This is a genomic window from Clostridium sp. CTA-17, assembly GCF_054767895.1.
In genome coordinates this window covers 423,652-447,102 of sequence record NZ_BAAABF010000001.1, presented here as the reverse complement: position 1 = coordinate 447,102, position 23,451 = coordinate 423,652, and the positions used below count along the sequence as shown (strand labels likewise).

24 protein-coding genes are annotated in these 23,451 nt (G+C 27.9%); 9 read left to right on the top strand and 15 right to left on the bottom strand.

Annotated features, from left to right (window positions below):
• The first annotated feature begins 30 nt into the window (after positions 1 to 30).
• Positions 31 to 825, top strand: coding sequence for a YdcF family protein (locus ACYUCG_RS01955; RefSeq protein WP_460267960.1), 795 nt, complete (start codon positions 31 to 33; stop codon positions 823 to 825).
• A gap of 212 nt (positions 826 to 1,037) precedes the next feature.
• Positions 1,038 to 1,991: a methionyl-tRNA formyltransferase gene (gene fmt / locus ACYUCG_RS01950; protein ID WP_460267958.1), complete on the top strand. Its 954-nt coding sequence runs from the start codon at positions 1,038 to 1,040 to the stop codon at positions 1,989 to 1,991.
• Positions 1,992 to 2,537: 546 nt separating this feature from the next.
• On the opposite strand, the gene ACYUCG_RS01945 is transcribed toward fmt, so the two are convergent.
• A complete protein-coding gene (locus ACYUCG_RS01945; protein ID WP_460267956.1) occupies positions 2,538 to 3,347 on the bottom strand; it encodes a hypothetical protein in 810 nt (269 codons plus the stop codon).
• A gap of 61 nt (positions 3,348 to 3,408) precedes the next feature.
• A complete protein-coding gene (locus ACYUCG_RS01940; RefSeq protein WP_060796987.1) occupies positions 3,409 to 3,852 on the bottom strand; it encodes a GNAT family N-acetyltransferase in 444 nt (147 codons plus the stop codon).
• 332 nt (positions 3,853 to 4,184) lie between these two features.
• Here ACYUCG_RS01940 and ACYUCG_RS01935 point away from each other — a divergent pair, with 332 nt between their 5' ends.
• On the top strand, positions 4,185 to 4,610 hold the full coding sequence (locus ACYUCG_RS01935; RefSeq protein ID WP_460267954.1) for a GNAT family N-acetyltransferase: 426 nt from the start codon (positions 4,185 to 4,187) through the stop codon (positions 4,608 to 4,610).
• 703 nt (positions 4,611 to 5,313) lie between these two features.
• On the opposite strand, the gene ACYUCG_RS01930 is transcribed toward ACYUCG_RS01935, so the two are convergent.
• Positions 5,314 to 5,781, bottom strand: coding sequence for a nucleotidyltransferase domain-containing protein (locus ACYUCG_RS01930; protein ID WP_460267952.1), 468 nt, complete (start codon positions 5,779 to 5,781; stop codon positions 5,314 to 5,316).
• A 299-nt stretch (positions 5,782 to 6,080) separates the two neighbouring features.
• Between ACYUCG_RS01930 and ACYUCG_RS01925 the strand changes: the two genes are divergently transcribed.
• Positions 6,081 to 7,307 (top strand): M20 metallopeptidase family protein, encoded by a 1,227-nt coding sequence (locus tag ACYUCG_RS01925; RefSeq protein WP_139933095.1) that lies wholly within the window; start codon positions 6,081 to 6,083, stop codon positions 7,305 to 7,307.
• Positions 7,308 to 7,421: 114 nt separating this feature from the next.
• On the opposite strand, the gene ACYUCG_RS01920 is transcribed toward ACYUCG_RS01925, so the two are convergent.
• From ACYUCG_RS01920 to ACYUCG_RS01910, 3 genes are all read right to left on the bottom strand, one after another.
• The gene (locus ACYUCG_RS01920; RefSeq protein WP_195466508.1) at positions 7,422 to 8,033 is read right to left on the bottom strand and encodes a hypothetical protein; all 612 of its coding nucleotides are present in this window, start codon (positions 8,031 to 8,033) and stop codon (positions 7,422 to 7,424) included.
• Positions 8,034 to 8,072: 39 nt separating this feature from the next.
• The gene (locus ACYUCG_RS01915; RefSeq protein ID WP_460267948.1) at positions 8,073 to 8,867 is read right to left on the bottom strand and encodes a M28 family metallopeptidase; all 795 of its coding nucleotides are present in this window, start codon (positions 8,865 to 8,867) and stop codon (positions 8,073 to 8,075) included.
• A gap of 106 nt (positions 8,868 to 8,973) precedes the next feature.
• Positions 8,974 to 9,327: an ASCH domain-containing protein gene (locus ACYUCG_RS01910; protein WP_139933093.1), complete on the bottom strand. Its 354-nt coding sequence runs from the start codon at positions 9,325 to 9,327 to the stop codon at positions 8,974 to 8,976.
• Between the two features lie 273 nt (positions 9,328 to 9,600).
• On the opposite strand from ACYUCG_RS01910, the gene ACYUCG_RS01905 reads away from it, so the two are divergent.
• On the top strand, positions 9,601 to 10,404 hold the full coding sequence (locus ACYUCG_RS01905; protein WP_460267945.1) for a lysostaphin resistance A-like protein: 804 nt from the start codon (positions 9,601 to 9,603) through the stop codon (positions 10,402 to 10,404).
• Between the two features lie 446 nt (positions 10,405 to 10,850).
• On the opposite strand, the gene ACYUCG_RS01900 is transcribed toward ACYUCG_RS01905, so the two are convergent.
• The gene (locus tag ACYUCG_RS01900) at positions 10,851 to 11,153 is read right to left on the bottom strand and encodes a hypothetical protein (protein ID WP_265878791.1); all 303 of its coding nucleotides are present in this window, start codon (positions 11,151 to 11,153) and stop codon (positions 10,851 to 10,853) included.
• Between the two features lie 170 nt (positions 11,154 to 11,323).
• Between ACYUCG_RS01900 and ACYUCG_RS01895 the strand changes: the two genes are divergently transcribed.
• Complete coding sequence (locus ACYUCG_RS01895; RefSeq protein ID WP_460267943.1) at positions 11,324 to 12,997, top strand: MutS-related protein; 1,674 nt, start codon at positions 11,324 to 11,326, stop codon at positions 12,995 to 12,997.
• A gap of 17 nt (positions 12,998 to 13,014) precedes the next feature.
• Here the strand turns inward: ACYUCG_RS01895 and ACYUCG_RS01890 are convergent, their stop codons facing one another.
• Positions 13,015 to 13,791, bottom strand: coding sequence for a lysozyme inhibitor LprI family protein (locus ACYUCG_RS01890; protein ID WP_460267942.1), 777 nt, complete (start codon positions 13,789 to 13,791; stop codon positions 13,015 to 13,017).
• Positions 13,792 to 14,093: 302 nt separating this feature from the next.
• Between ACYUCG_RS01890 and ACYUCG_RS01885 the strand changes: the two genes are divergently transcribed.
• On the top strand, positions 14,094 to 14,483 hold the full coding sequence (locus tag ACYUCG_RS01885) for a hypothetical protein (RefSeq protein ID WP_139933091.1): 390 nt from the start codon (positions 14,094 to 14,096) through the stop codon (positions 14,481 to 14,483).
• Positions 14,484 to 14,527: 44 nt separating this feature from the next.
• Positions 14,528 to 15,085, top strand: coding sequence for a flavin reductase family protein (locus tag ACYUCG_RS01880; protein WP_460267941.1), 558 nt, complete (start codon positions 14,528 to 14,530; stop codon positions 15,083 to 15,085).
• 90 nt (positions 15,086 to 15,175) lie between these two features.
• Here ACYUCG_RS01880 and ACYUCG_RS01875 read toward each other — a convergent pair whose 3' ends face one another.
• The 7 genes from ACYUCG_RS01875 to ACYUCG_RS01845 form a co-directional block, all read right to left on the bottom strand.
• Positions 15,176 to 15,559 (bottom strand): SdpI family protein, encoded by a 384-nt coding sequence (locus ACYUCG_RS01875; RefSeq protein ID WP_460267940.1) that lies wholly within the window; start codon positions 15,557 to 15,559, stop codon positions 15,176 to 15,178.
• A gap of 25 nt (positions 15,560 to 15,584) precedes the next feature.
• Entirely contained in the window at positions 15,585 to 17,276 is a 1,692-nt protein-coding gene (locus tag ACYUCG_RS01870) for an McrC family protein (RefSeq protein ID WP_460267939.1), read from the bottom strand.
• Positions 17,277 to 17,279: 3 nt separating this feature from the next.
• Positions 17,280 to 19,043 carry an McrB family protein gene (locus tag ACYUCG_RS01865; protein ID WP_460267938.1) on the bottom strand — a complete coding sequence of 588 codons (1,764 nt, stop codon included), beginning with the start codon at positions 19,041 to 19,043 and terminating at the stop codon, positions 17,280 to 17,282.
• A 325-nt stretch (positions 19,044 to 19,368) separates the two neighbouring features.
• Complete coding sequence (locus tag ACYUCG_RS01860) at positions 19,369 to 19,680, bottom strand: hypothetical protein (RefSeq protein WP_003477377.1); 312 nt, start codon at positions 19,678 to 19,680, stop codon at positions 19,369 to 19,371.
• Between the two features lie 156 nt (positions 19,681 to 19,836).
• On the bottom strand, positions 19,837 to 20,982 hold the full coding sequence (locus tag ACYUCG_RS01855) for a hypothetical protein (RefSeq protein WP_460267937.1): 1,146 nt from the start codon (positions 20,980 to 20,982) through the stop codon (positions 19,837 to 19,839).
• Positions 20,983 to 21,312: 330 nt separating this feature from the next.
• Positions 21,313 to 21,705 (bottom strand): nuclear transport factor 2 family protein, encoded by a 393-nt coding sequence (locus ACYUCG_RS01850; protein ID WP_003454100.1) that lies wholly within the window; start codon positions 21,703 to 21,705, stop codon positions 21,313 to 21,315.
• A gap of 956 nt (positions 21,706 to 22,661) precedes the next feature.
• Positions 22,662 to 22,802 (bottom strand): hypothetical protein, encoded by a 141-nt coding sequence (locus ACYUCG_RS01845; protein WP_003462211.1) that lies wholly within the window; start codon positions 22,800 to 22,802, stop codon positions 22,662 to 22,664.
• On the opposite strand from ACYUCG_RS01845, the gene ACYUCG_RS01840 reads away from it, so the two are divergent.
• Positions 22,801 to 23,421, top strand: a complete 621-nt coding sequence (locus ACYUCG_RS01840) for a lysostaphin resistance A-like protein (RefSeq protein WP_460267936.1) — start codon at positions 22,801 to 22,803, stop codon at positions 23,419 to 23,421. The genes ACYUCG_RS01845 and ACYUCG_RS01840 overlap by 2 nt on opposite strands.
• Positions 23,422 to 23,451: the final 30 nt, after the last annotated feature.

The window sequence follows — 23,451 nt, the reverse complement described above, 5'->3', positions numbered from 1 at the left end:
GGGTTAATTTTATTTTGGGAGGTATAATTTATGAAGAAAAAAACAGCAGAATATATTAATGTGTTAGGAAGGTTTTGCGGAAAAAGAGACATTCCTTCTTTAAGAAAAGAAGAACTGAAAAAGAAGTATGACATAGATCAAGCTGATGTAATGGTACTCTTTGGTGGAAGCATAATTTGTGGAGGTGACCTTTTAGCAGAAGGAATTAAAAATAATGTAGCCAAAAAATATGTCATTGTTGGAGGTGCTGGTCATACAACAGAAGTGTTACGCAAGAAAATGCATTCTCAACTTCCAAATGTAGATACTTCAGACTTAACAGAGGCTGAAATTTTTGATGAATACTTAAAATACAAATATAATTTAAAAGCAGATTTATTAGAATGCAACTCCACAAATTGTGGTAATAATATTACATATCTATTAGAACTATTAAAGGAGAATAACATCCAGTTTAATAGCATAATAATCATGCAAGATGCAACTATGCAACACCGCATGGAAGCTGGACTTCGTAAATATGTTTCTAGTGATATTAAGATTATAAACTTTGCTACCTACAATGCAAAAGTAATCCTTAAAGATGGTGAACTTGCTTATGAGAATGATATTTTAGGAATGTGGGACATTAATCATTATATAACTCTTCTAATGGGTGAAATTCCAAGATTATCTGATAATTCAGATGGATATGGCCCTAAAGGTAAAAATTTTATTGCCCATCTTCATATACCTGATGAGGTTAATCTAGCATTTTCAGAATTGAAAAAAGAATTCTCAGGAATGGTTCGTACTGCAAACCCATTATACGCTTCCAAAAATTAAACAAACTCTAATAAGTGTATTACTAGTTTATAGTTTCATTTCATAATTAAAGGATTTTAGGATCAGAGAAGCAATTTATATAACATCTGTTAAATACTTGAAATTGAACACTTATATATTATATACTCAAAGAAATGAATAACTGTAAAATATTGTGTAAATAATAAATAACTATGAAACATATTTTGGGGTATAAAAGGGAGGTAGCAATAATGAAAATAGTTTTTATGGGGACGCCTGATTTTGCAGTTCCCTCATTGAAGAAAATGATAGAGAAATTTAATGTAAGTGCCATTGTAACACAACCTGATAAGCCAAGTGGAAGGGGTAAAAAGGTATCAATTTCACCAATCAAAGAGGTAGGACTATCTAATGAAATTCCAATTTTTCAGCCCGAAAAAATAAGAACAGACTCTGTAATTATTAATAAATTAAAAGAATTAAAACCTGATTTTATTATTGTTGTAGCATATGGTCAAATATTAACTAAGGAGATACTTGACATACCAAGACTAGGATGCATTTGTCTACATGCCTCTCTCCTTCCAATGTATAGGGGATCAGCACCAATAAATTGGTGTTTAATAAATGGAGAAACAAAAACTGGAAATACAACCATACTAATGGATACTGGTATAGATACAGGTGATATGCTCATGAGAAGTGAGGTTGAAATATCTGAATCTATGACAGCAGGAGAATTATACAATTTATTAAAAATAAACGGTGCTGAACTATTAGGAGAAACAATAAATGGAATTATAACAGGTAAAATTTGTGGAATAAAACAACCCAATGATGGAAGTTCTTATGTAAAGATGTTAAACAAACAAATGGCAAAGATTGATTGGAATGACAATAGTATTAACATACATAATTTAATAAGAGGATTGAGTTCTTGGCCATATAAAAATATAAACTCATGGCCAACTGCTTATACTTATTATAAAGATATTCCAGTTAAAATATTCAAATCCAAGTCATTAGAAGCAAATATTATTGACCCGCCTGGTTATATTATAGATGCAAATGATGAAGGAATTAAAGTGGCTACCAAGAAAGGTATTCTGATTATAGAAATATTACAGTTTCCAGGTGGGAAACCTCTTGAGGTAAAAGAATTTTTAAAAGGAAATAAAATAGAAAAAGGCATTATATTATCCTAAGCATAATTAATAGTCTATATAAAACTAGAATATTATTATTGCTTCGTAATATTCTTAATAAAACTACAATATTATGATTGTTGCTTAGTAATATTCTTAAAATGTACATTAAGGGAACTTGTTAAAAGTTCCCTTAAAAAATTACATACTATCAACACTATTCTTAAACATAGCTAGAAATAAAACTCCAAAGTATAATCTAATGCCTTAACTAAACCAACTTCATTGTATAAAAATAAACTTATAAATATATTATGAGGGTTACTGAATTTTAAACTCAAGTCTAAATTTTAACTTTGGTTCTTGAACTTTACTTTGATATTGAACTCCCTAATAGAACTTTAGTCTCATTATAATCATTAGAAATTACTTGCTTCGAATAATTTGATAAAAATAAGAACTCCTTTTGATTAAACAGTTTCTCTTCTTATCACGAATTACTCTACTTAATAACTTAAATTCTAAAGCTTATTCAGATTATCTCTTCTACCATTTATAAGTTTTATATAAAAGTTTTAATACAGCACCTTTTATTAAATCTTATTTCTAAAATATTATTTTAAAAGAGAACTTCTTAAGCCAAGTAGGATTAACCCCTATCTTCTTTCCTATTTTATTACTTATTCCAAAGGAATTATCTATTTCCAATATATAAGAAGTTTCTCCTTTGCTTAAAGAATTTTCCTCTAAACCTGCCTTCTCTCCTCTTTTATTAGAAGCCTTAAGTTCCTGAACCTTATTAACTAAGCCGTCAAAATCATCTATCCACAGAAATTCATTTTTACCATTTATATTTTCACTTTCTAAGCAATCAACTTCTTTCTCTTCCTGCTTAGCTTCATAATCCATTGTATAATTTTCACTCCACTTAATCTCTAAAGTCTTATCTCCCTTTAATTCTACTTTTCCACCATTATTAAGATTCATTTCCTCAAGAGCTACATTAGTATATGATGAAAAGTCATTTCCCTCTTCAACCTCTATCTTTAAAGAATTTATATTTAGATCACAATGCAGATAATTTGCTATCTCCAAAAGTTGCTCCCTAACTATATACTCATGAAACTTACTAGCCTCCACAAGATAGTTTTCTCTAGCTTTCTTAGGGTGACTTATGTAATATTTCTTCTTTGCAACCCATCTATCCCCCAAAGGATTATAAAACTTCTCAAGTTCCTCTTCCTTATCTATAAAATAAAGATTCCCCTCCAAATAAAAGTCCTCTATTCCTCTCATTAAGTTACCAATTGAATAAAAAGAATTAGTTTTTCCTCCTATAGGAAAATTAGTCCTCTTATCACTACTAAAATTTCTTCCTGTTATTCCTGTATCAATTTTGTATATTCTAACATCCATTCTCTAATCCTCACCTTAATGTTTTATCTTTTAAGTTTAAAATACTTTCATTTTCATGTAATTAAAACGCTTTCTTTAAATATACCATGTCAACTAATTGCTTTCCACCTTCATAAATTGGTTTATGATAATTATCTATAAAAAAATTCTTAACTCTATGAGACTCTACAAAGCCACACTTTTTATAAAAAGGTACAGTTAAAGGACTATCTCCTGTCCCCACATACATAACATCACAATCACTTTCAAAATACTCAAAAATATACTCAACTAATTTCCTCCCATAGCCTTGTCCATGAAACTCTTCATATATAGCAATATTCTTTAGCTCATATATTCTCTCATTCTCTTTAGTTACCACACAAATACCCTTTAATCCCTCATCATACATAGCAAACATAACTCCTCTTTCAAGGTACTTATCAATCATCTCTTCCTGCTCATCAGCTAATAACAATAAATCTAAAAATCTCTTCTTATTTTCTCTTATTATCTCTACTCTCATCTTCCCCTCCAAAAATTAAAGGTTTAAACAAAATCTATCTTAAGCAAATTAGTATTTAAATACTATACTTTCAATCTTCTAATAAAACTTAATTATCTCTTTTTTCTAATATATCCATTCGCCTCTAAAATCCACTATCAATTTAAACATACATAAAATCATTAATGATTTAAAACATAATCTAAAAAAATAATAAGAAGTTTCACTTTATATAAATATTCTATACTCTCTCTACTTTATCATAAAGAAATAAATCTCTAAATAAAACCGCACCAACAACTTATTAATATTGTAAAACTTGGAATGATAAGGACAGTAAAACTTTAAAGATATTGAAAAATAATGTTTTTTTAAAGAATGAGAAGACTGAAAATATACTTGAGCTTAAACTAGATGAGGTAAATTTTAATTTAGAACCTATTAATGGTATAACCTTAGAAAATATTGATATAAAAAAGGACTTGTATAAGCACCATGAGTTATTATGGAGAGGTTTTAATCATGAAGGACAAGCACCTTTAAATAAAGATACTATTAATAAACAAAAGTTAATGTTATCAGCTCCACATTTGAATCCTCTGTTACATGTAATAGCTAAAAATAAATGTAATGAGTATGTTGCATACTGTGGTTTATGGTTTAATGATAAAACTGATTCTGTCTATGTTGAGCCAGTATGTACTATTCCAGAATATCGTAATAAAGGAATTGCTAGAATGATTCTTATGGAAGCTCTTAAAAGAGCTTATAGTTTATGAGCTAAAAAAGCCTATGTTATTTCAGATAGCGATTTTTATAAATCCCTAGGCTTTAAACAACATTCACATTATACTTTCTATTGGCATAATAGATAACCTTTAGCTTAAGTCACCTCTCTACTTTAATAATAATTTAAAATCTTTATTTTAAAAGAAACTTAACAGTATAATTTTAGCATAGACTTATACAAAGTTTAAGTCTTGTAATTGTTTTCTTTAGTAAGATAAAATTAAATATATAATACTATACTAATTAAAGAGAGGTGATTAACTATGAAAAAAGTAAGTCTAATAAGAAAGCTATTATTTTTTCTTGGTTTAGCTTCATTAAATAATGATATAGATTTAGATTTCAACTATAAGACCAGAATGATTATATTTTTTACCTTCCTTTTACCACTTTATATCATAAATGAATATTATTTAGATACTTTTATCAATAATACAAATATGTTTTTTAGATTTATATTATTAAGTGTATATCTATATGCCTATGTAGAAATTCTATATAGAATAACTATGAAACAGTATAAAAAAAGCTGTTAGCCACTTTATCCATATATATTCAACTATTACAGTATGTCCAAAGCCTCTTTCTGGAATTTTAGCTGCAATTTTATCCATATACCTCAACATTAAATTAAATATAGAAAAACTGAGCTGTATCAAAATATAGTAATAAAAATTATTTTTATAAATACCCTTATTTTATTTTGCTATTAATCAATTTCACCTTTTTTTCTCTTCCCATTAATTCATAATAAGTACGCCATTTTTGAACTGACTGTAATGGAATAGAGATCCCATTTAATATAAAATAATCCTCAATTTCATTCTTCTCTAGTGGAAAGTAATATTCCCTTTGATTGGATACAATAGTAAAACCAGCCATAATATCAATATCCACACCCTCTACTTTAAATTCCAAGAAGTGCTTAGTTTTATACTTTAAACTAGGATTTTTAGGTTGTAATTCACCAAAGGATAAAAGTATTTCTTTTACTTTTTCAACATCCTTTTCATCAATCATAATATCAATATCATTAAATTCATTGGTAACTTTTTTAAAATATAAAAGTAATGATGCTCCTACTGCCCATGTTATAGAGTTTTCATTTAATACTTGTCCAACTTTTAATAAAACTCTTAATTTTTTCTCTCTGCTATTCAAAATACCACCCCTATTCACCAATAATTCTATTTCATCAATTACAATCGTTCTCTTTCTATTACCAATGAAATTATAGCACATAATTAAATATGACTTTAAATTCTTTTCTTATTTCTTAATTTAAAATCTCTAAATTTAAAAAGAAGGTCTCTTAAATAATACCGCCAACTCTATTATCTCACTAATGTTTAAAAATCATAAAATTAAATCCTACTCATTAAATAATAAAAACTAATTTAAATTTCTTAATGTGATAAAATATTAATAGAATATAACTAGAATTTGAAAGGAGAACATAAATGAAACCAGAAGAATTATTAAAAGAAGCTAATTTACTTCAAGAAACTATTGTTTCAAACAGAAGATATTTACACTCACATGCTGAAACAGGATTTGATTTAAAAAACACTCTTGCCTTTGTAAAAAAAGAGTTAATTGATATGGGCTATGAGCCAATAGAATGTGGTAAAGCAGGACTTATTGCTTTAGCAGGTGGAAAAAAGGAAGGAAAAGTTTTCTTAATCAGAGGTGACATGGATGCCTTACCAATAAAAGAGGAATCAGATGTTGAGTTTTCTTGCCAAAGTGGAAAAATGCATGCCTGTGGCCATGATATGCACACATCTATGATGCTTGGAGCTGCAAGATTATTAAAAAAATATGAGGATGAAATTGAAGGAACTGTTAAACTTATGTTCCAACCTGCTGAGGAAATTTTTGAAGGTTCTAAGGATATGATTAAAGCAGGAGTATTAGAAAATCCAAAGGTTGATCAGGCACTAATGATTCATGTAATGGCAGGAATGCCTTTTAATGCTGGTACTGTTATTGTTCCTGTACCTGGAATTGGAGCCCCAGCTGCTGATTATTTTGAAATAAAAGTTCAAGGAAAAGGATGTCATGGTTCTATGCCTAATACTGGGGTTGACCCACTTAATGTAGCTGCTCACATTTTAATTGCATTACAAGAAATTCATGCTAGAGAACTTGCCATAAGCGATCAAGCAATTTTAACAATTGGAACAATGAATGCTGGTATTGCTGCCAATGTAATCCCTGACACAGCTACTATGGGTGGAACTATTCGTACCTTTGATGAAGAAACACGCTCATTTATAAAGGAAAGAATTGAAGAAATTGCAGAATGTACAGCAAAATCCTTTAGAGCTTCAGCTGAGGTAATCTGGGGAAGTGGATGCCCAACCCTAGTTAACGATAAAGACTTAACTATATGCTCTGAAAAATACATAAAAGAACTTTTAGGGGAAGATAAAACTTTCTCTGTTGCCAAACTAAATGCCATGGCTGGAAATCAAAAATCTGCTAAAACCTCTGGCTCAGAAGACTTTGCTTACATAAGCCAAAAAGTTCCTGCTATCATGTTAGTTTTAGCTGCTGGAAACCCAGACAAAGGATATCCATATCCACAACACCACCCAATGGTTAAATTCGATGAAGAAGTTTTATCTAGTGGTAGTGCAGTTTACGCCTACACAGCAATGCGTTGGCTTCAAGACCATAAATAAATTTTAATATAAGAATTTACAAGAGATTGTAGAGAATTTTGTTTTCACACAAAATTCCCTATAATCTCTTTTACTACAAAGATTCATAATTTCATGTTATTAAACTTTATCTTATTATAAAGACATCATCCTAGATAAATTTTTGTATTTAATGAATTCATCTTCAATATATTTCTCATATAGCTTATCTTTACTATAAAAAAAATCTAATAAACTATCCCTCTTTAAAGATTCAACCTCATATATTCTTTCTATATTAAAATCATCTTTATTTTTTAATAAAATTGCCTCATATAAAGTTTGTTCTTTGCATTCTTTACTCCTAATAAGAGAATAAAAACTTCTGCTATACTTAAACAAAACTTTTAACTCCCCTTTATCACCTTCACAAATTTCTTTAATCTCAATATCATAATTTATATTCTTTTTTTCAGAGTTTTCTCTAAGGTTTACCAAAAACCTTTTTTCATATATATACAATAATCTCTCATCGGTCATAGTAAAGAACATTCCAACATTAGATGTATCAATAGAATTACCTATCTCCCTATCAAAGTTTTCAAACCTAAAAAAGTTTTTTAAAAAAATCTCAATCTTTGCTTTTAAGCTTTCATCATTTATAATAAAGAATTTCTCACTTTTATTTGATAAAGTTATAGATACTACTAATATACTGACTATGATTAAAACAAATATCACACGCGAAAAATTGACTCTCTTATTCACTTATTACCCCCTAGATAAATTATTAACCACAATAATATATTAAAATCTTAACTCTTCAAGTATATTAATAATAAAATCTAATACTATTTTCATAGAACTCTCTTCAACTATTTCAATACAATCTCTATCTCCATTATGAACTGTACCCATAAACTCTGGAGGATTAGGTATAAGATCCTTTGTTGGAATTTTATTTTCAAGTTCTAACTTAATAAGCTTTTGTATTATCTCCACATCCCCTTTGGGCACTACCCCAATAGATATGTTAGGTATATTTTCAGATTCAAAGCTTCTATCATCAGAACCAGGAGTTCTTTTTATAATCTCAATATATTCCCTATCTAATAATCCTTCACTTATTATTTTTTTCTCTTTCATTGCTCCTAAATTCTTTTCAGGCCCTATGAGCATCATATCTCCAAACCCACAAGTATCAATATTAATCATTGCATATATGTTCTCTCTTCCAGTACTAAAGATATACTGTTCACTTCCCCTATCCTCATATTCCTCTCTATCAAAAAATACAAGATCAATAGGCATGTTAGCTTTATTTAATTTAAGATACTTAGCTACCGCTATTAAAATACTAACTCCAGAACCATTATCATTTGCCCCACAACTTCCTTCAATATTATCATAATGTGCACCAATAACTAACTTAGGCAATTTTATTTCACTATTGAAAGTAACAATTATGTTATCAACAAAATGATTACCAAATTTCTCATGATGTATTTTATATTTCAAATCATTTTTCTTAAGTATTTTAATTAAAGATTCTCTACGTTCAACTTTATTAACTTTTGAAATTAATCTTACATTTTCTAACATAATATTGTCCCCTACACTTAACATGTTAAATATCAAAACCTCACTTAATTATTTTTATTTCCCTCTTTTATTAAAGTAAAATTATTCAATATTGTTATAAAACAAGTTATGATTTTTTATTAATTACTTCTAATTCAATTCCAATTACGCCATACTTAGCTATATCTTCTTTTGAGTAATATTGTTCCATATCAGTATAATGTGCAATCTCATCTTCCCTATAGCCAAGTTTTACTTTATTGAATTCTTTATATAATTCTTCAAAATTATTGTACCTATAAATATCTATTACCTTAACATCTAATTGTTTATTATCATTCATTGTACTTATAAACTTTATATAATCACCTTTTGAAATTTTCTTCCTCTTTTCATCATATAATCGCATTTCAATTGTTTTTGTACCAATTTCTATCATTTCAAATGAATCTAGACTTAAATTCATAACATGTGTCTTCACTTTACCATCCCCTTAAATTTAAATTATATTTAATCTTAATAATTTTATATATCCTCTTTTTCCAGTTCATACTTAACTTTTTTAATATAATCTAATATATTCTATATTAAATATAATCCATCCCAAATCCTCCTTGCAATATTTGACTTAAAATCAACAAAGTTACAAAACTAAAATAATTTAAAATCCAATTCTATGTTTTAATAATATTTGAATATTATGTTAAATAATGTTAAAATATTTCATATAAAACAATTCAAAGGAGGGCTATTTGTGACTTTATCTGAAAATAAAACACTAGAACTTACGAAAAGTATTTTCTCATTAATATTTATTTATATAGGAATAGAATTTTTAGCAATTTTTATCCTTGTACCAATTTCTCTAGTATTAAATCTAGTATTTAAAACAGATATTTCGATAAATTTTCATAATGACACTACAATGCTCACAGTAAACTGTATTACTCAAATTTTAGGAATATATTTCTTTACTAAAACCTATAGAAAAAAGGAATTTAATGTGCCAAAGATTAATAATCCTATGTCCTTAAACACCTTTGGAAAATATGCTTTAATTTCTCTTGGTGATAGCGGTATATCAATTTTATGGCTTCTTCTTGTACAATTTATATCAAAGTACTCTCCTCTTATCAAAAGTAGCTTACAAGATTTTATTGAGCATAACGAAATATTTACTGGCAATACTATTCTTGCTTTTATATCAGTGGTAATATTTGCTCCAATTGTTGAGGAAATTATTTTTAGAGGAATAATCTTTAACGAAGTTGCTAAATATAAAGGTGGTGCCTTTCCAATAATTATATCTGCATTATTATTTGGACTAGCTCATATGCAGCCAATACAAATTGTATATACTTTTATTAGTGGGCTTATTTGGGCTTTTGTATATAGTAAAACTCATTCTCTTCCTATTGTAATGTTTTTACATATGCTAAATAATTTGCTTACCTTTGCCCCTGAGCCACTTTCAATATTTATTTCTATAATACAAGTACTTTCCATAATTCCAATGATATATTTATTGAGAAAACTCTACAAAGAAAGTAAAGTCTAACTCTTTAAAAGACACTATTATTAGTTAAATTTCAAAGGATTCAAAATAAAAACTATATTCTAAATTCTCTTTAAAACAAAATATTAATAAAGATTAAGTTTTTATAGGTTAGATTTTTTAATAATCTCTTACCTATAAAACCCCTTAACTTCCTCTCCCCTTACATCTTCTTACTATCTACATAAAAATATTTATTCATTACCATATTTTAAAATCATTAATTAAAAGAAATCCTCTCTACCTCAATTTTCATTTGCTCATATTAATTTAAGAAAAAAAGTGATTTAACCTAAAAAATTAAACCACTTCTTTTTCTTTATAAACTATATTATAAAATTCCTATTAAATTAATAACTTCCTTCTAAAGCATGTACATCCTCTCTTATGCCTACTTATCCTCCCAATTCACCAACATCTTCTTTATAAAACTTGTGCAATTCTCTCTCTTAAAAATTTCTTTTAACTATTACTCCCACAAGCTTTCCGACTAACATTCCACAAAGAATTCCATAAGTAAGCGCAATTGATCCAAATTTTCTTATAAAAAATATACCTATTGCTATTCCAAAACACATTCCAATAGACATATAATCTACTCTTTTTCCTTCTTTCTTATTTATATCATCTGATTCTTTAGAATATCTCTTATTCCTTTTTAAATTTTTATTATTCCTAAAATCATTTAAAACTATTAAAAAAACAACTACAAGTAATATAGCGGGTAAAATATCCCAGAAAAATTCTTTCATAATTTCTTCTCCTAACATTTCTTTTAAACAAATTATAATATATTTAAATTTTATTTACAACTTATACATTTTTAAACAATATAACCAAAATTCTATAGAAAATTATGCTAAAATAGTAAGTGATTTTACATTAACTAAAGAAAATTAAAAAGAAAGTGAGAAACAAACCAATGCAGTTATATATTTTTATTGGAATAATCCTAGTTATTTTATCTGTGGTTTATTACAACATGAAATCCAAAGGTAAATTTATTAAAAGCTTAAATGAAAGTTTTGGACACAAGCCTAAGGATTATCTTGAAGATTTTGATATGACCTTTCTAAAAAATCACTATGAAGTTCGTAAGAAAAATGAATCCTCTGGTGAATCAATTGATGAACTAACTTGGAATGATCTAGATATGGATACAGTTTTTAAGCGTATAAACTACACAAAGACAAGCTTAGGGGAAGCCTATTTATACTATAAACTTAGAAAAATTAGTTACAATGAAGATGAGTGGACAAGCTTAGAAAATCTTATAACCCTATTCACCACCAATGAAGAATTAAGAAATAAAGTATCACTGCTTTTACTTAAAGTTGGCAAGTTAAATGACCTTAACTTAATCAATTTCATTTACAATCCTAAGTTTAGTAAAATACCTAGTTATTATAAATATCCCTTATTATCCTTAGGTTTTATATTTTCAATACTCCTATCCTTTATTTACACAAAGGTTGGCCTTATACTTAGCTTTATTTTTCTATGCATAAACATATTGTCATACCAAAGTGAAAAAATATTTTTAGAAAATAGGTTTAAAGTTATGATTTACCTATTAAATAACATTAATCTTTGTAGAAGCCTATCTAAAATTAAGGATAAAGATTTTGAGTTCTTTAGAAATGAGATAAGCTCTGCCCTTCATAATTTCAAGGCTTTAAATAAGGTGAAAATTTATGGTGGTAGCTTTCAAAAGAAGGAAAACTCCTTTACTGATATTGATATTATTTTTGATTACATAAAGATGTTTTTTATGGTGGATATTATAGCTTACCAAAATTCAGTTAAAATCTTGGAAAAAAACAAGGAAAATCTTTATAAGATATATGATATAGTAGCCAAGTTAGATTTTGCCTTAAGTCTTGCTTACTATAGAAAAAGTCTAAGTGAATACACTACCCCAGAATTTATTGAAAGTGAGGATATAGTCCTAGAAAATCTATATCATCCTCTTATTGATAATCCTGTGAAAAACTCCATACTTATAAAGAATAATATTCTCTTTACAGGGTCAAATGCTTCTGGTAAGTCTACTTTCATAAAATCAGTAGCTCTAAACTGCATACTTGCTCAAAGTTTAAACACTGCTTTATGTTCAAAATATAGATGCAAGTTTTCTAAGGTGGTAACATCTATGGCAATAAGAGATAATATTCTAGCTGGTGATAGCTACTTCATTGCAGAAATAAAAAGTCTAAAAAGGCTCCTTGACTCTTTAAATGGAGAAATTAGAGTTTTAGCCTTTGTTGATGAAATACTAAAAGGGACAAACACCATAGAGAGAATCTCTGCCTCTGCCTCCATATTAAAATATGCTGAAAATACCAATGGAAAATTGCTAGTAGCCACTCATGATATGGAATTAACTCAAATCCTTGAAACCTATGAAAACTATCATTTTAGCGAAACTGTTACAGAGGATGGAGTAATCTTTGATTACAAACTAAAAAAAGGCCCTTCCAATACAAGAAATGCCCTAAAACTCCTTAAAGCAATGAACTTTAATAAAGAAATAGTTTACTTATCAAATCAAGTATATAATAATTTCATAGAAACTGAAAAATGGGGAAAGCTTTAGAACTTTCCCCATCTATTCTAATTCATATAATTATCTATTAAATAATAACATCTTTCCTTACTTTCCTTTGCCACCTCTGAATTTACCATAAGAGGAGTAACTGAACCACCTTCATATTGTTTCTTTATTTCAGCTATATTACTTTCTTTTTCTTTAATCCAAGCCATTTCACTCTTCTCAAGTTCCTTAGCTTTTTCCTTGCTTAAATTTTGTTTTAAGTAATCATAAATTTGATTTAACTCATCATCATATAATTTAGCTTGCTTTCCGCTAATAATATTCATTCCTCCTTGTGTTGATCCCTCATCAGTTTCATACTCTTTATCTAACTTCTCAGACTCATTATCTATCTTTTTCATCTTTTGAAGATACTCTGATTTTGCTTTTGCTAAGCTACTTTCATCCTTTGAATTCTCCTTTTTAGAAGCACTCTTACCCTCTTCCTTCTTGGAAGAATTACTTGATCCTTTACTTTCCTTTTTATTAGAATTATCTACTTTAGCAGTCTCCTTAGTGCTGCTATCATTCTTACTATTATCTTCTTTCTTTTCACTCTCATCTTTATTTGTAGCTTCTTTATCCTTAGAATCAGAATCTTTAGCCTGTGCTTTATCTGCTTCCCCCTTATCCTTTGCCACATCAGCAGAATCTTTTGAACTAGTAGCCTCACTATTTTCTGAACTATTTACAGAAGCCCCTTCATTAGAAGTGTTTGTCTTATCTCCACATCCAACTAAAACTCCTAAACTAAGTACCACAGCCAATAAACTAATTAAATAATTTCTCTTCTTCATATCATAACTCCTTTTAAAATGTATTTATTCCTTTTGCTTTTTCAATTATATACCAATTACAAATATTAATTTCTTACTCTAATTTTCTATTTAACCTTAAATCCCATGTATTTTTTTCTAATTTATAACAATAATTAACATTTACTTAAAAATAGTTATTTTTTATTTATATTTTTTACAATATATCAAAATTCAACTTTACAATAATTGTAATATTAAATATAAAAAGGAATCTTCATGGTTTCTTAGAATTATAATAGCTATAAAGCAGAAATATTCTAGTTTATGAAAAGGGGTAATCTATGGATAATTTAATACTTAAGAGATGTAAATACTGTGACAAAACATATGAAGGAACAAGTGAAATTTGTTGCTGCTCTGAGACTTGCAATATTAAATATCAAAAATATATGAAACAAAGAGAAAAAACTGAAACTCCAGTAAAGATTTTTTCTATAATACTCTTATTAATTTTCTTTATTAATATAATGTTTTTACCTAATAATCCTATATCAAAATATTTATTCATAGCTATTTCATTAATAGCACCTGCTTTAAATGTAATATTTCCCTTTGGAGAAGATAAGGGTTTGCAAAAAAGAGGTGTAAAAAAAACTAAAATACTTTTCAGAACTATTTGGGGAACTGTTCTAATTTATATATTAAGTTACTACTTTTTAGAACAATTGTAAGTTAATATATTTATATGGAATAAAAAGGTTAGGAGAGTGGTAAAATGTCAAAAGTTAAATTTAATAAACTTCCTTTAGTTTATCCTATACCATCAGTATTAATAGGCACAATTATAAATGATAAGCCTAATTTTACAACCATAGGAAACTGCGGAATAATAAGTGTTAACCCTGCTGTTATTTATATATCAATGGAAAAGAATCATTATACAAATAAAGGCATAAGTGAAAATCAAGTGTTTAGTATCAATATACCTTCAGCAGATTTAGTTGAAAAAGTTGATTATTGCGGGCTTGTTTCAGGAAATAACATTGATAAATCACAAATTTTTAAGTGTTTTTATGAAAGTAATAATAAAATTCCACTGATTGAGGAATGTCCAATAAATATGGAATGTAAAGTAACAAAGATAATCGAAATTTATGATATGGAAGTATTTATTGGTGAAATAACAGAAACTTATGTTAATGAAGACCTACTTACAAATGGTTTTCCAGATACAAAGAAGATAAATCCACTTATTTACTCTATGGACAATAATTATTGGGAAATAGGTGACTTTGTTGGTAATGCCTTTAACATAGGAAAAAATATTAAATAGTAATTCACAAAGTTTTTATATAAAAAATTATAGGTGGACAATCCACCTATAATTTCTTTAATGAATCATAGTTAGGCAATAAAATCAAAACTACACATTTCTTCTATTGCCATACTTGTCAAAATTCTTCCTTAAAGCTCTCTCTGTAGGAAATATTGAGGCAACTAAAACTACACACTGAATCATACAAAGTGCTCCACCTAAAGTTCCTATAGCCTGTTCACCTCTTCCAAGGACAAATAACATAATAATAAAAGATACCACAAACATAATCCATCCTATTTTAAGCCATAGCCTTCCACAATATTTATGTGCAAACTCCCAAGTGTCCTTATTTTTCATTGACATTGAAGTTCTGTAACCATAAAAATGATTAATTTCCTTTGGTGCCTTTTTGCTAAATTGCTTACCCAAAATAATCATTATAAGTGGTATTAATAATTCCATAATCATCATAAAAATCCAAAATCCCATTTTCTATCTCCCCTTTTAATCTAATTTATTCTTCAAGATACTTTCTAACTATTTTATCTAAGGATTTTAAAGTTTCTTTCTCATTTTCAAGGTTTACTGCATAAACTCTAACTCTTTTATGCTCTTCCTCATCTAAGTACCAAGACTCTAAATATTCTCCATCTTCACCCTCTATTCTTTCATTATAAGGATAAAGAAGTATAACTGTCCTTGCATTCTTATATCTAGTAAGATAAGCATACATTTGATACAAGTCTTCTCTCTTAACCCCATGCCTATTAAACTTACTCTCTATGCTCTTCCACTTTGTATCTATTATTACCCTCTCTATTCCACTCTTTTCAATTACTATATCAGGAATAAGTTTAAACACTCCTCTATTGCTTTCTTCCTTTATTAAAAGCTTGTATTTTGAATGCTGCATATGAACAGTTTCTTCATAAAGAAGTTCCTTTAAAAGCTTTCCTATATAAATTTCAAAGATTTCATTCATCTTAAACAGTATTGAATAAGCCTTATTTCCTCCTGAGTTTCCAAGAGCTGACTCTCCTAAAACAATCATCTTTCCTAAGGTAAAAGCATCCTCAAAGGGTTTATTTAACCTGTTAAAACTAAAATTATTCACCTCATTTAAGGTGATACTTCTTTCATCTACATCTCCTAAAATCATCTCTGAAACTCTTAAAATCTTTAAGGTTTCTCTGTTTTTCACATTCTTCATGACTTCTTTTACAAAGAAACTTAATATCTTATTTAATTTATTATCCCTAGAAAACTCCTCAAATCTACAAAAAGCCTTTGAACTATGTGAGGCCATGTTCTTAATTTGCTCCTGAACTCTTAAGCTTCCCTTTAAGGAATTTATATTCTCCTCAATATAAACATACTCCCCATAGACTCCTTTTCCAAGCTCTTTTTGAAGTTTCTTGCTAAATAAATATGCCAGTATCTCATTCAGACTTTGCTTATATAACTTTAATGAACTGATCTCTGAATAATTAACCTTTAAAATTCCACACTTAGAAATCATATTTAATAAGGCTTTTCTTTCAAGCTCTGCACTATCATTTAGACTTATTTTAGGAAGTATTTCTATGGAAACTGTTGAAAGCCTTATATATCCAACATAGTTTATGAATCTTAAGGTATCCCTTTCCCAAAGGATATTATCCATATCTAACTTTTCAGAAATAGCATAGTTATAAAGTTCATGAGCCTCTCTTCTGCTTATTATCTTTTCACAGCCATAATTCCCATAAAAATCTTCTCCTTCATAATCATAAAAATCCTCTTCTTTATCTCTATAAAAATCATTTTCTCTTTGAAAACTTTTCTCTTTAACCCTCTTCTTAAAATTCTCGCCTAAAGACCGTTTCTCTTGAAATTCTTTCTTAAAGTTATCCTTTAAAGAACTTTGCTCTCTAAAAAACTCTCCAACCTTACTAAAACTACCCTTGTTGTTAGTAAAATTTTTGTCAAAATTATTATCAAGAAAGTCACCTTTATTTGTTAAACTCTCTTTTTCATAATTCTTTCCTCTATGATTATAGAAGTCATTAGAATTTTCATCACCTAAATTTAGTCTTTCCAAGTGATTACTACCTTTTTCAAAGTCCTTTCTACTCCCTAAATCCCTTTGTTCTCTTATTTTATCTATTATAAAGTCATCTACAATCCTAAGGGATTCATAGCTTTCCTTAATAACTATATGCCTCATGGTCTATTCCTCATCTTCATAGATATTTAGAAAGGCCTCTTTTTCTGGATGCTCCACTATGGAATACTTATACTCTTCTCCATAAGAATCCACTCTCATTCCCTTAAAAAGTTTTCTTGTGTCAATTCTACTCTTTTCTATGAATCTATTAGCTCTTCCCTTTTTACAAGAACCTCCAAGGACTAACTCTACCTTTTCCCAATCTCCATAGAAATACTCCTGCACCAACGGAATAACTTTATTTTTCATTATGGAAACAAGCTCTTCAAAGGTAAGGTCTTCTTTTAAAAAGTAAGAATGTCCAATTGTATGTTCCCTATCAAATAAATATTCTATCCTCTCATTAATCACCCTTAAAAACTCTCTTAAATTAATCCCACAAGCATCTTCTTTTAAAAGTTCTTCCTTAGGCATGTATTCAAAAAACTCAAATCTTCTTCTTAAGGCTGTGTCTAGTAAGGCTATGGATCTATCTGCTGTATTCATAGTTCCTAATATGTACAAGTTTTTTGGCACTCCAAAGCTTTCATTTGAATATGGAAGAGTAACCTTAAGCTGATTTTTCTCCCCAAGTCTCTTATCATCCTCTATTAAGGTTATAAGTTCTCCAAAGATTTTAGAAATATTTCCTCTGTTGATTTCATCTATAATAAGCACATAGTTTTTAGGACTTTTTGAAGCTTTTCTACAAAGCTTTTTAAAAATCCCATCCTTAGGAACAAATCCTGCTCCACTTTCATTGCTTCTTAAGCCTTCCACAAAATCCTCATATCCATAGCTTTGATGAAATGTACAAAAGGCTATTTGTCCTTCATCTAAAAGTTCATTAAAAACCTTAATTACTTTTTCTCTTTCCCCTTCATTCCCTATTAAGTCTTTATACTTTTTAAAATCAATAATCTCTAAGGCTCTATTTATGGCATTATAAGTTTTTCCTGTTCCTGGAGGACCATATAGAATTTGATTTTTCACCTTAAGAATCTTTGGTTCTTCTAAATACTCTTCTCCCTCCTCACTAATTCCTAGCTCTTCCTCCCCTAATAAGGAATACTCTCCTTCAACAGCTAAGTCATAATAAGGCTTAAGCTCCTTAACTGCATCTTCAAAAAACTCTCTTATTTCCTCTTTGCTAATTCTTTTAACATCTTCATAATATAATGTTCTTCCTATTTGAAGTTTTAACTCTTTTCTTTCCTTAACATCCTGTATTAAAGCCCTTATATCACTTGTTTTTCCTCTCTCTAAATAACTATAATCACTATAATTGTCCCAATACTCAAACTTATCCTCTTCAGGATCTAACTCCTCTAAAAATCTAAAATGTCTAACATAGTCCCCTTCATCACTTTTTAAATCTTTAGTTTCTAAAACCACTCTAAATCTAAGCTTATTTCCTTCCTCAATCTTATCTGCAAATATGGATATGCTAGTTGAAAAGCCCATCTTCTCTGGCTCCTTAAGCTCAATCCAAAGATAGTTTCTAACCCTTGTAACCCTTGCAGCAACTAGCCACTTTGAAGCCCCCTTTTTTTCATAAACTAAGCCCTCTTCCTTAAATAAATCTCCAATAGCTCTAAATTTACTTAAAGTCTCCTGTGCCTCTTCTCTCAAAGCTATGTATTTATTCTTTTCCTCAATATTTTCCTCATTTTCAGGATTACTATATTCTTCTCCTGCATGGTTCTTTAAAAATTCCAATATGCTTAAATAATCCTCTTTTGTAAGGTCCTTAACTTCCTTAGTAACTTCATTCTTTATCTTATCCATATAAAAACACCTTCTATATAATTTTCAATTTGTAAATAATCCACCTATGCAACATTCTGTCTATGTGTTCCATAATTTTATATCCTATCTTTATCTTAATCTATAAACTTCTTTTTTAACATCTTATCTGTAAAAAGCATAAACTTATATTTTCTCTTTAGTCTATAAACATCTTAATATTTTCAATTATATTTTCTTTTTAGATACTTCAAATTCTCTCTTTATCTTATAAATAATTTACCCCAAATAAAAATTCTTATCTTATAAATAAATATAAAAAAAGAGAATGAAAAATTCAATTCTCTTTTAAAATTATTTTCTGTTTTTAGTACATTCCCTTGCCTTGCATTATTAAAATAATAACCAGTATTAAGCTATACATTGATTTATCTGAAAAGAAAAAGAATATTAAACTTATTATGGTATATCTTAAAGCTAATTTCTTATTGTACTTAAAATAAATTATACTAAGTATAAATATAATTACATTTAAAGTCATTAAGCAATCTATTATTAAGTTCAAATTATCATAAAGTGTTGTAAAGTTAAAAAATATAAATGCTGTACAAATAAATTCTATTATTAAGCCTATAAATATTACTCTATCAATATTTATTTCAATGCTACCTTTTCCCATTACTAATTTCTCCATAATAAATATAATTATTTTTCTTTATTTTCAATAAATACAGCTATAATTGCACAAAAAATAGCACCGACTATTGAAATCCAAAGAGCAGTATTCATTTGAAATTCCCCCCATCTATATATTTAATCATATTCTTAAGACAATTTAACCTTTCTTTTTAATAACCTTCATTCTGTGTGAAACCTCCCACCCTAACTCTATGCTTCCTATTTGCTCTAAAGTATTTTCATCATATATAAATATCTTTGAATCTCTAGTTAATATAAATAAGTAACCATCCAAACTCTCTATATAACTTATATCCCTTATACCATCAACTAATTTTTCAAACTCAAGTGTCTCCTTATTAAAAGTAAGAAAACCATTATTCTTATTATGAATTTTTCCATTTAATACATACTCATATTTCTCATTGCCATAAAAGCTACCATTCATATCATAAAGAACCTCTTTTCTCTCCTTGATCTCCCCATTACTGTCCATGACAATAATTTCATTTTTATTTAAATCTCCACTTTCTTTTAAAGTTATATTAGTAAATATTACATTATTCCCTTTAGAATCTCCACATAGGGCATTAACAACATTGCATATTGGTTCTTTACTAATTTCTCTTCCTTCTAAAGTTTCTCTATTTATGGCATATAAACTTCTGTCCTGTGCATCTAAAAAACCTAACTTCTTAGCCCCTTCTAGGCTTAGAACTATCTCTTTTTCCCCCACATAATAATCTCTAATATATCCCTTTAAATAAAGTTCCTTAATTACTTCCTTGCTATTTGTATCAATCACCTTTAGCTTTAATCCTTGAGAATCTTCAGGTTGAACAGTAATATTCTGCTCAAGGAAAATCCTATTATTTTCCCTATCACTTATTACAGTCTGTGGATTTCTTATATCATCAAACTCTATTTCATCCTCTAACTTTCCCTCATTAAAAATTAAAAGTATATTTGCATTCTTGGGATTTTCTATATCAGAGGAATAAGGAACATATATCTTTCCCCTTGAGTCCTTCTCAATAAATAAAAAGTTAGCTGAATCATACTTTACATTGATATTATCTATCTTTGAGTAATTTATATTTCCCTTTTCAATATTACTAATTTGAATTAATCCTAATCCCTCACCATTAGTTATATAAATATCATATAATGAATCTTTAGAATAATTCTTCTCAATATTTTTACCTTTTGTATAAATCCCCACTTGCTTCTTAATACTTGGTCCTATAGCTATTAAAAACACTATTATAAGCGCAGCTATAAACACTTCTTTTTTATGTTTCATAATTCCCCCTTACTCAAAACATTTTTTAATAATCCCAAACTCTTCTCCCTACAAATATTCCATTAAGTCTATATAAAAGTTTTAAGAAAGTATTTTTTTAAAAAATTAAGCTTTCTTAATTTCATTTAGCACACCTTCTTATGTATATTCTACCATTTTTTTATAAATTCACCACTCACTTTATCAATACAAATTTTTTATACTAAATAAAAAAGCTTCTATCAAAATTTAAGTGATAAACCCTCTAAAAACATATTAATAAAGTCTTATACTTACTAAATTCTGATACAAGCTCTTTGATATATTAATCAAATATTCTATTTAATTATGCTAAAAAATACTTCTTCCTTCTTTACCTGCTAGTAGTGTTCCTTGATGAAAAGACATCTTCCACTTTCCATTTTCCTCTGTCCACAAAGAACTACGAAGGGAATATCTCTTTCTCTCATCTAACTCATCATGCTTTATTACCCTGTAAGTGGCTAAAATACAATTCTCTGCAACCTTCTTCACCTTAAAATTTAATATCTCCCAATCTAATGTTCTCTCATCCTCTTCATCTTGAAAAACATCTCCACATTTATAATGATATTCACTTCCTGAACTACTAAATTCAACAAAATCATTTGATAATATTTCATTTATTTTCTCTGCTGACTTTCTCACTTCAGACTTTATTAAATCATTCTCTAGCTGAAATATTTGTTCCTTAATAGAATCCATACTACCACCTCATCTTAAGATCTAATTACTCATAATTATTTTAAAAGCCAATCCCTTTTTATTACTGTTATTAATAAAAAAACAATTTATCCCTCTAAATATATCTCTATTAATATTTTAGATAGAAAATATTACAAAATTAAGACAACGAAAAAATATAAGCAGTTATAAGAGGAACTTTTAATTCATCCTATAACTGCTTAATTCTCTTTCTGAAAATATTAACTTTTAGTTAGCCCATAAAATTATTATGTCGAGTAATAATTTTGTATGTATTAGGCAGATAATATTAAGCTACCTAAAAATTAAATCTCTCAATAAAATTTACTACTCTTACATTATATACCATAAAACTTTATTTTAAAATAGTAATTATCAATAAATATAGATTATTACAAGTTTTTTCTTCTGAAACAACCATTTTCTTATAACATATTATCAATAAATATATTATAAACAGTAATTATCTTTTATCCCTAAGCCTTCTTATAAAATCCATTATTTCTAATAACATAAAAATTGCAGTTTATATAAATAATATGTAACCGCCTTGGTACTATCAGTTATTCCCTAATTAATTCTATAAATAACTAAGCTATTTCCCATAAACATTATGCATATAATTAATTTATATTCCATATATTATCTCATCTAGGTTCTTTCCCAAGCTAAAAATTATGGAACTTATAGAACTAATCAAAATTTAAATTGAGTATTTATTATAAGAACTTATTAAACTTATTTTCCTACACTTAATATATTAGCATCATTTAAAAGGAAATTTATCATAATATCTTTTTAACCCTTGCTATGTAAGTTTCTTTAATAAGAAAATTTAAGGAAAGATTTATCACAAAAGCTCATTAGACTATTTTTTATAAGTTGAGGTGAATCATGAAAAAAATCATTAAACTATTTCAAGCCATACTAAACATATTTATTTTTTTAGCCCTATATTACATTTTATCCTTTATAGGCTCTCTTTTATTTTTATTATTCTGCTGCTTTATAACAAAGACTCCCTTAAGACTATTACCACCTAATTTTATTGACTCAAATTTCTTTATGATTGATGGATTTGCTTGTTTTTTAACCATGTTAGTTTATCTTCTTATATATAAATGTAAGAAATACGACAAGAACAAAATTATTAATAAACTTCCAAGAAAAGACATTCCTAAATATGCCTTAATTTCAATTGGTATGGGAGGACTCTCTGCTCTATGGCTCATATTTGCAGATACAATATTATCCTCTATTACCCTTGTAAAAAATAGCTTACAAAATTTTTCTCAAATATCTGAAAGCTTAAATAATGAAGCCTATATATTTATATTTTTATCTGTAATTTTATTTGGCCCAATTGTTGAAGAGTTACTTTTTAGAGGATTAATTTTTAACGAAATAGATAAGATAAAAGGAGGAGCAACCCCCATAATTCTCTCTGGTCTTTTATTTGGATTATTCCATAGAGAACCTGTACAAGTTGTTTATGCCTCTATATTAGGAATTATTTTAGGATTTGTATATAGTAAAACTCGGTCTCTTCCTTTAGTTATATTCATGCATATGCTAAATAACCTAGTTGCAACCCTTCCCCCTCCACTAGCTAAGCATGAAATACTCCAGTTTGTTAATGGCTTTCAAATAATTAGCATAGTTCCAATGGCCTATCTATTATACAAGCTATACAAAAAAGGCTCTTTAACAAGCTAAGCTTAATCTTAATTTAAGGATATTTATGAT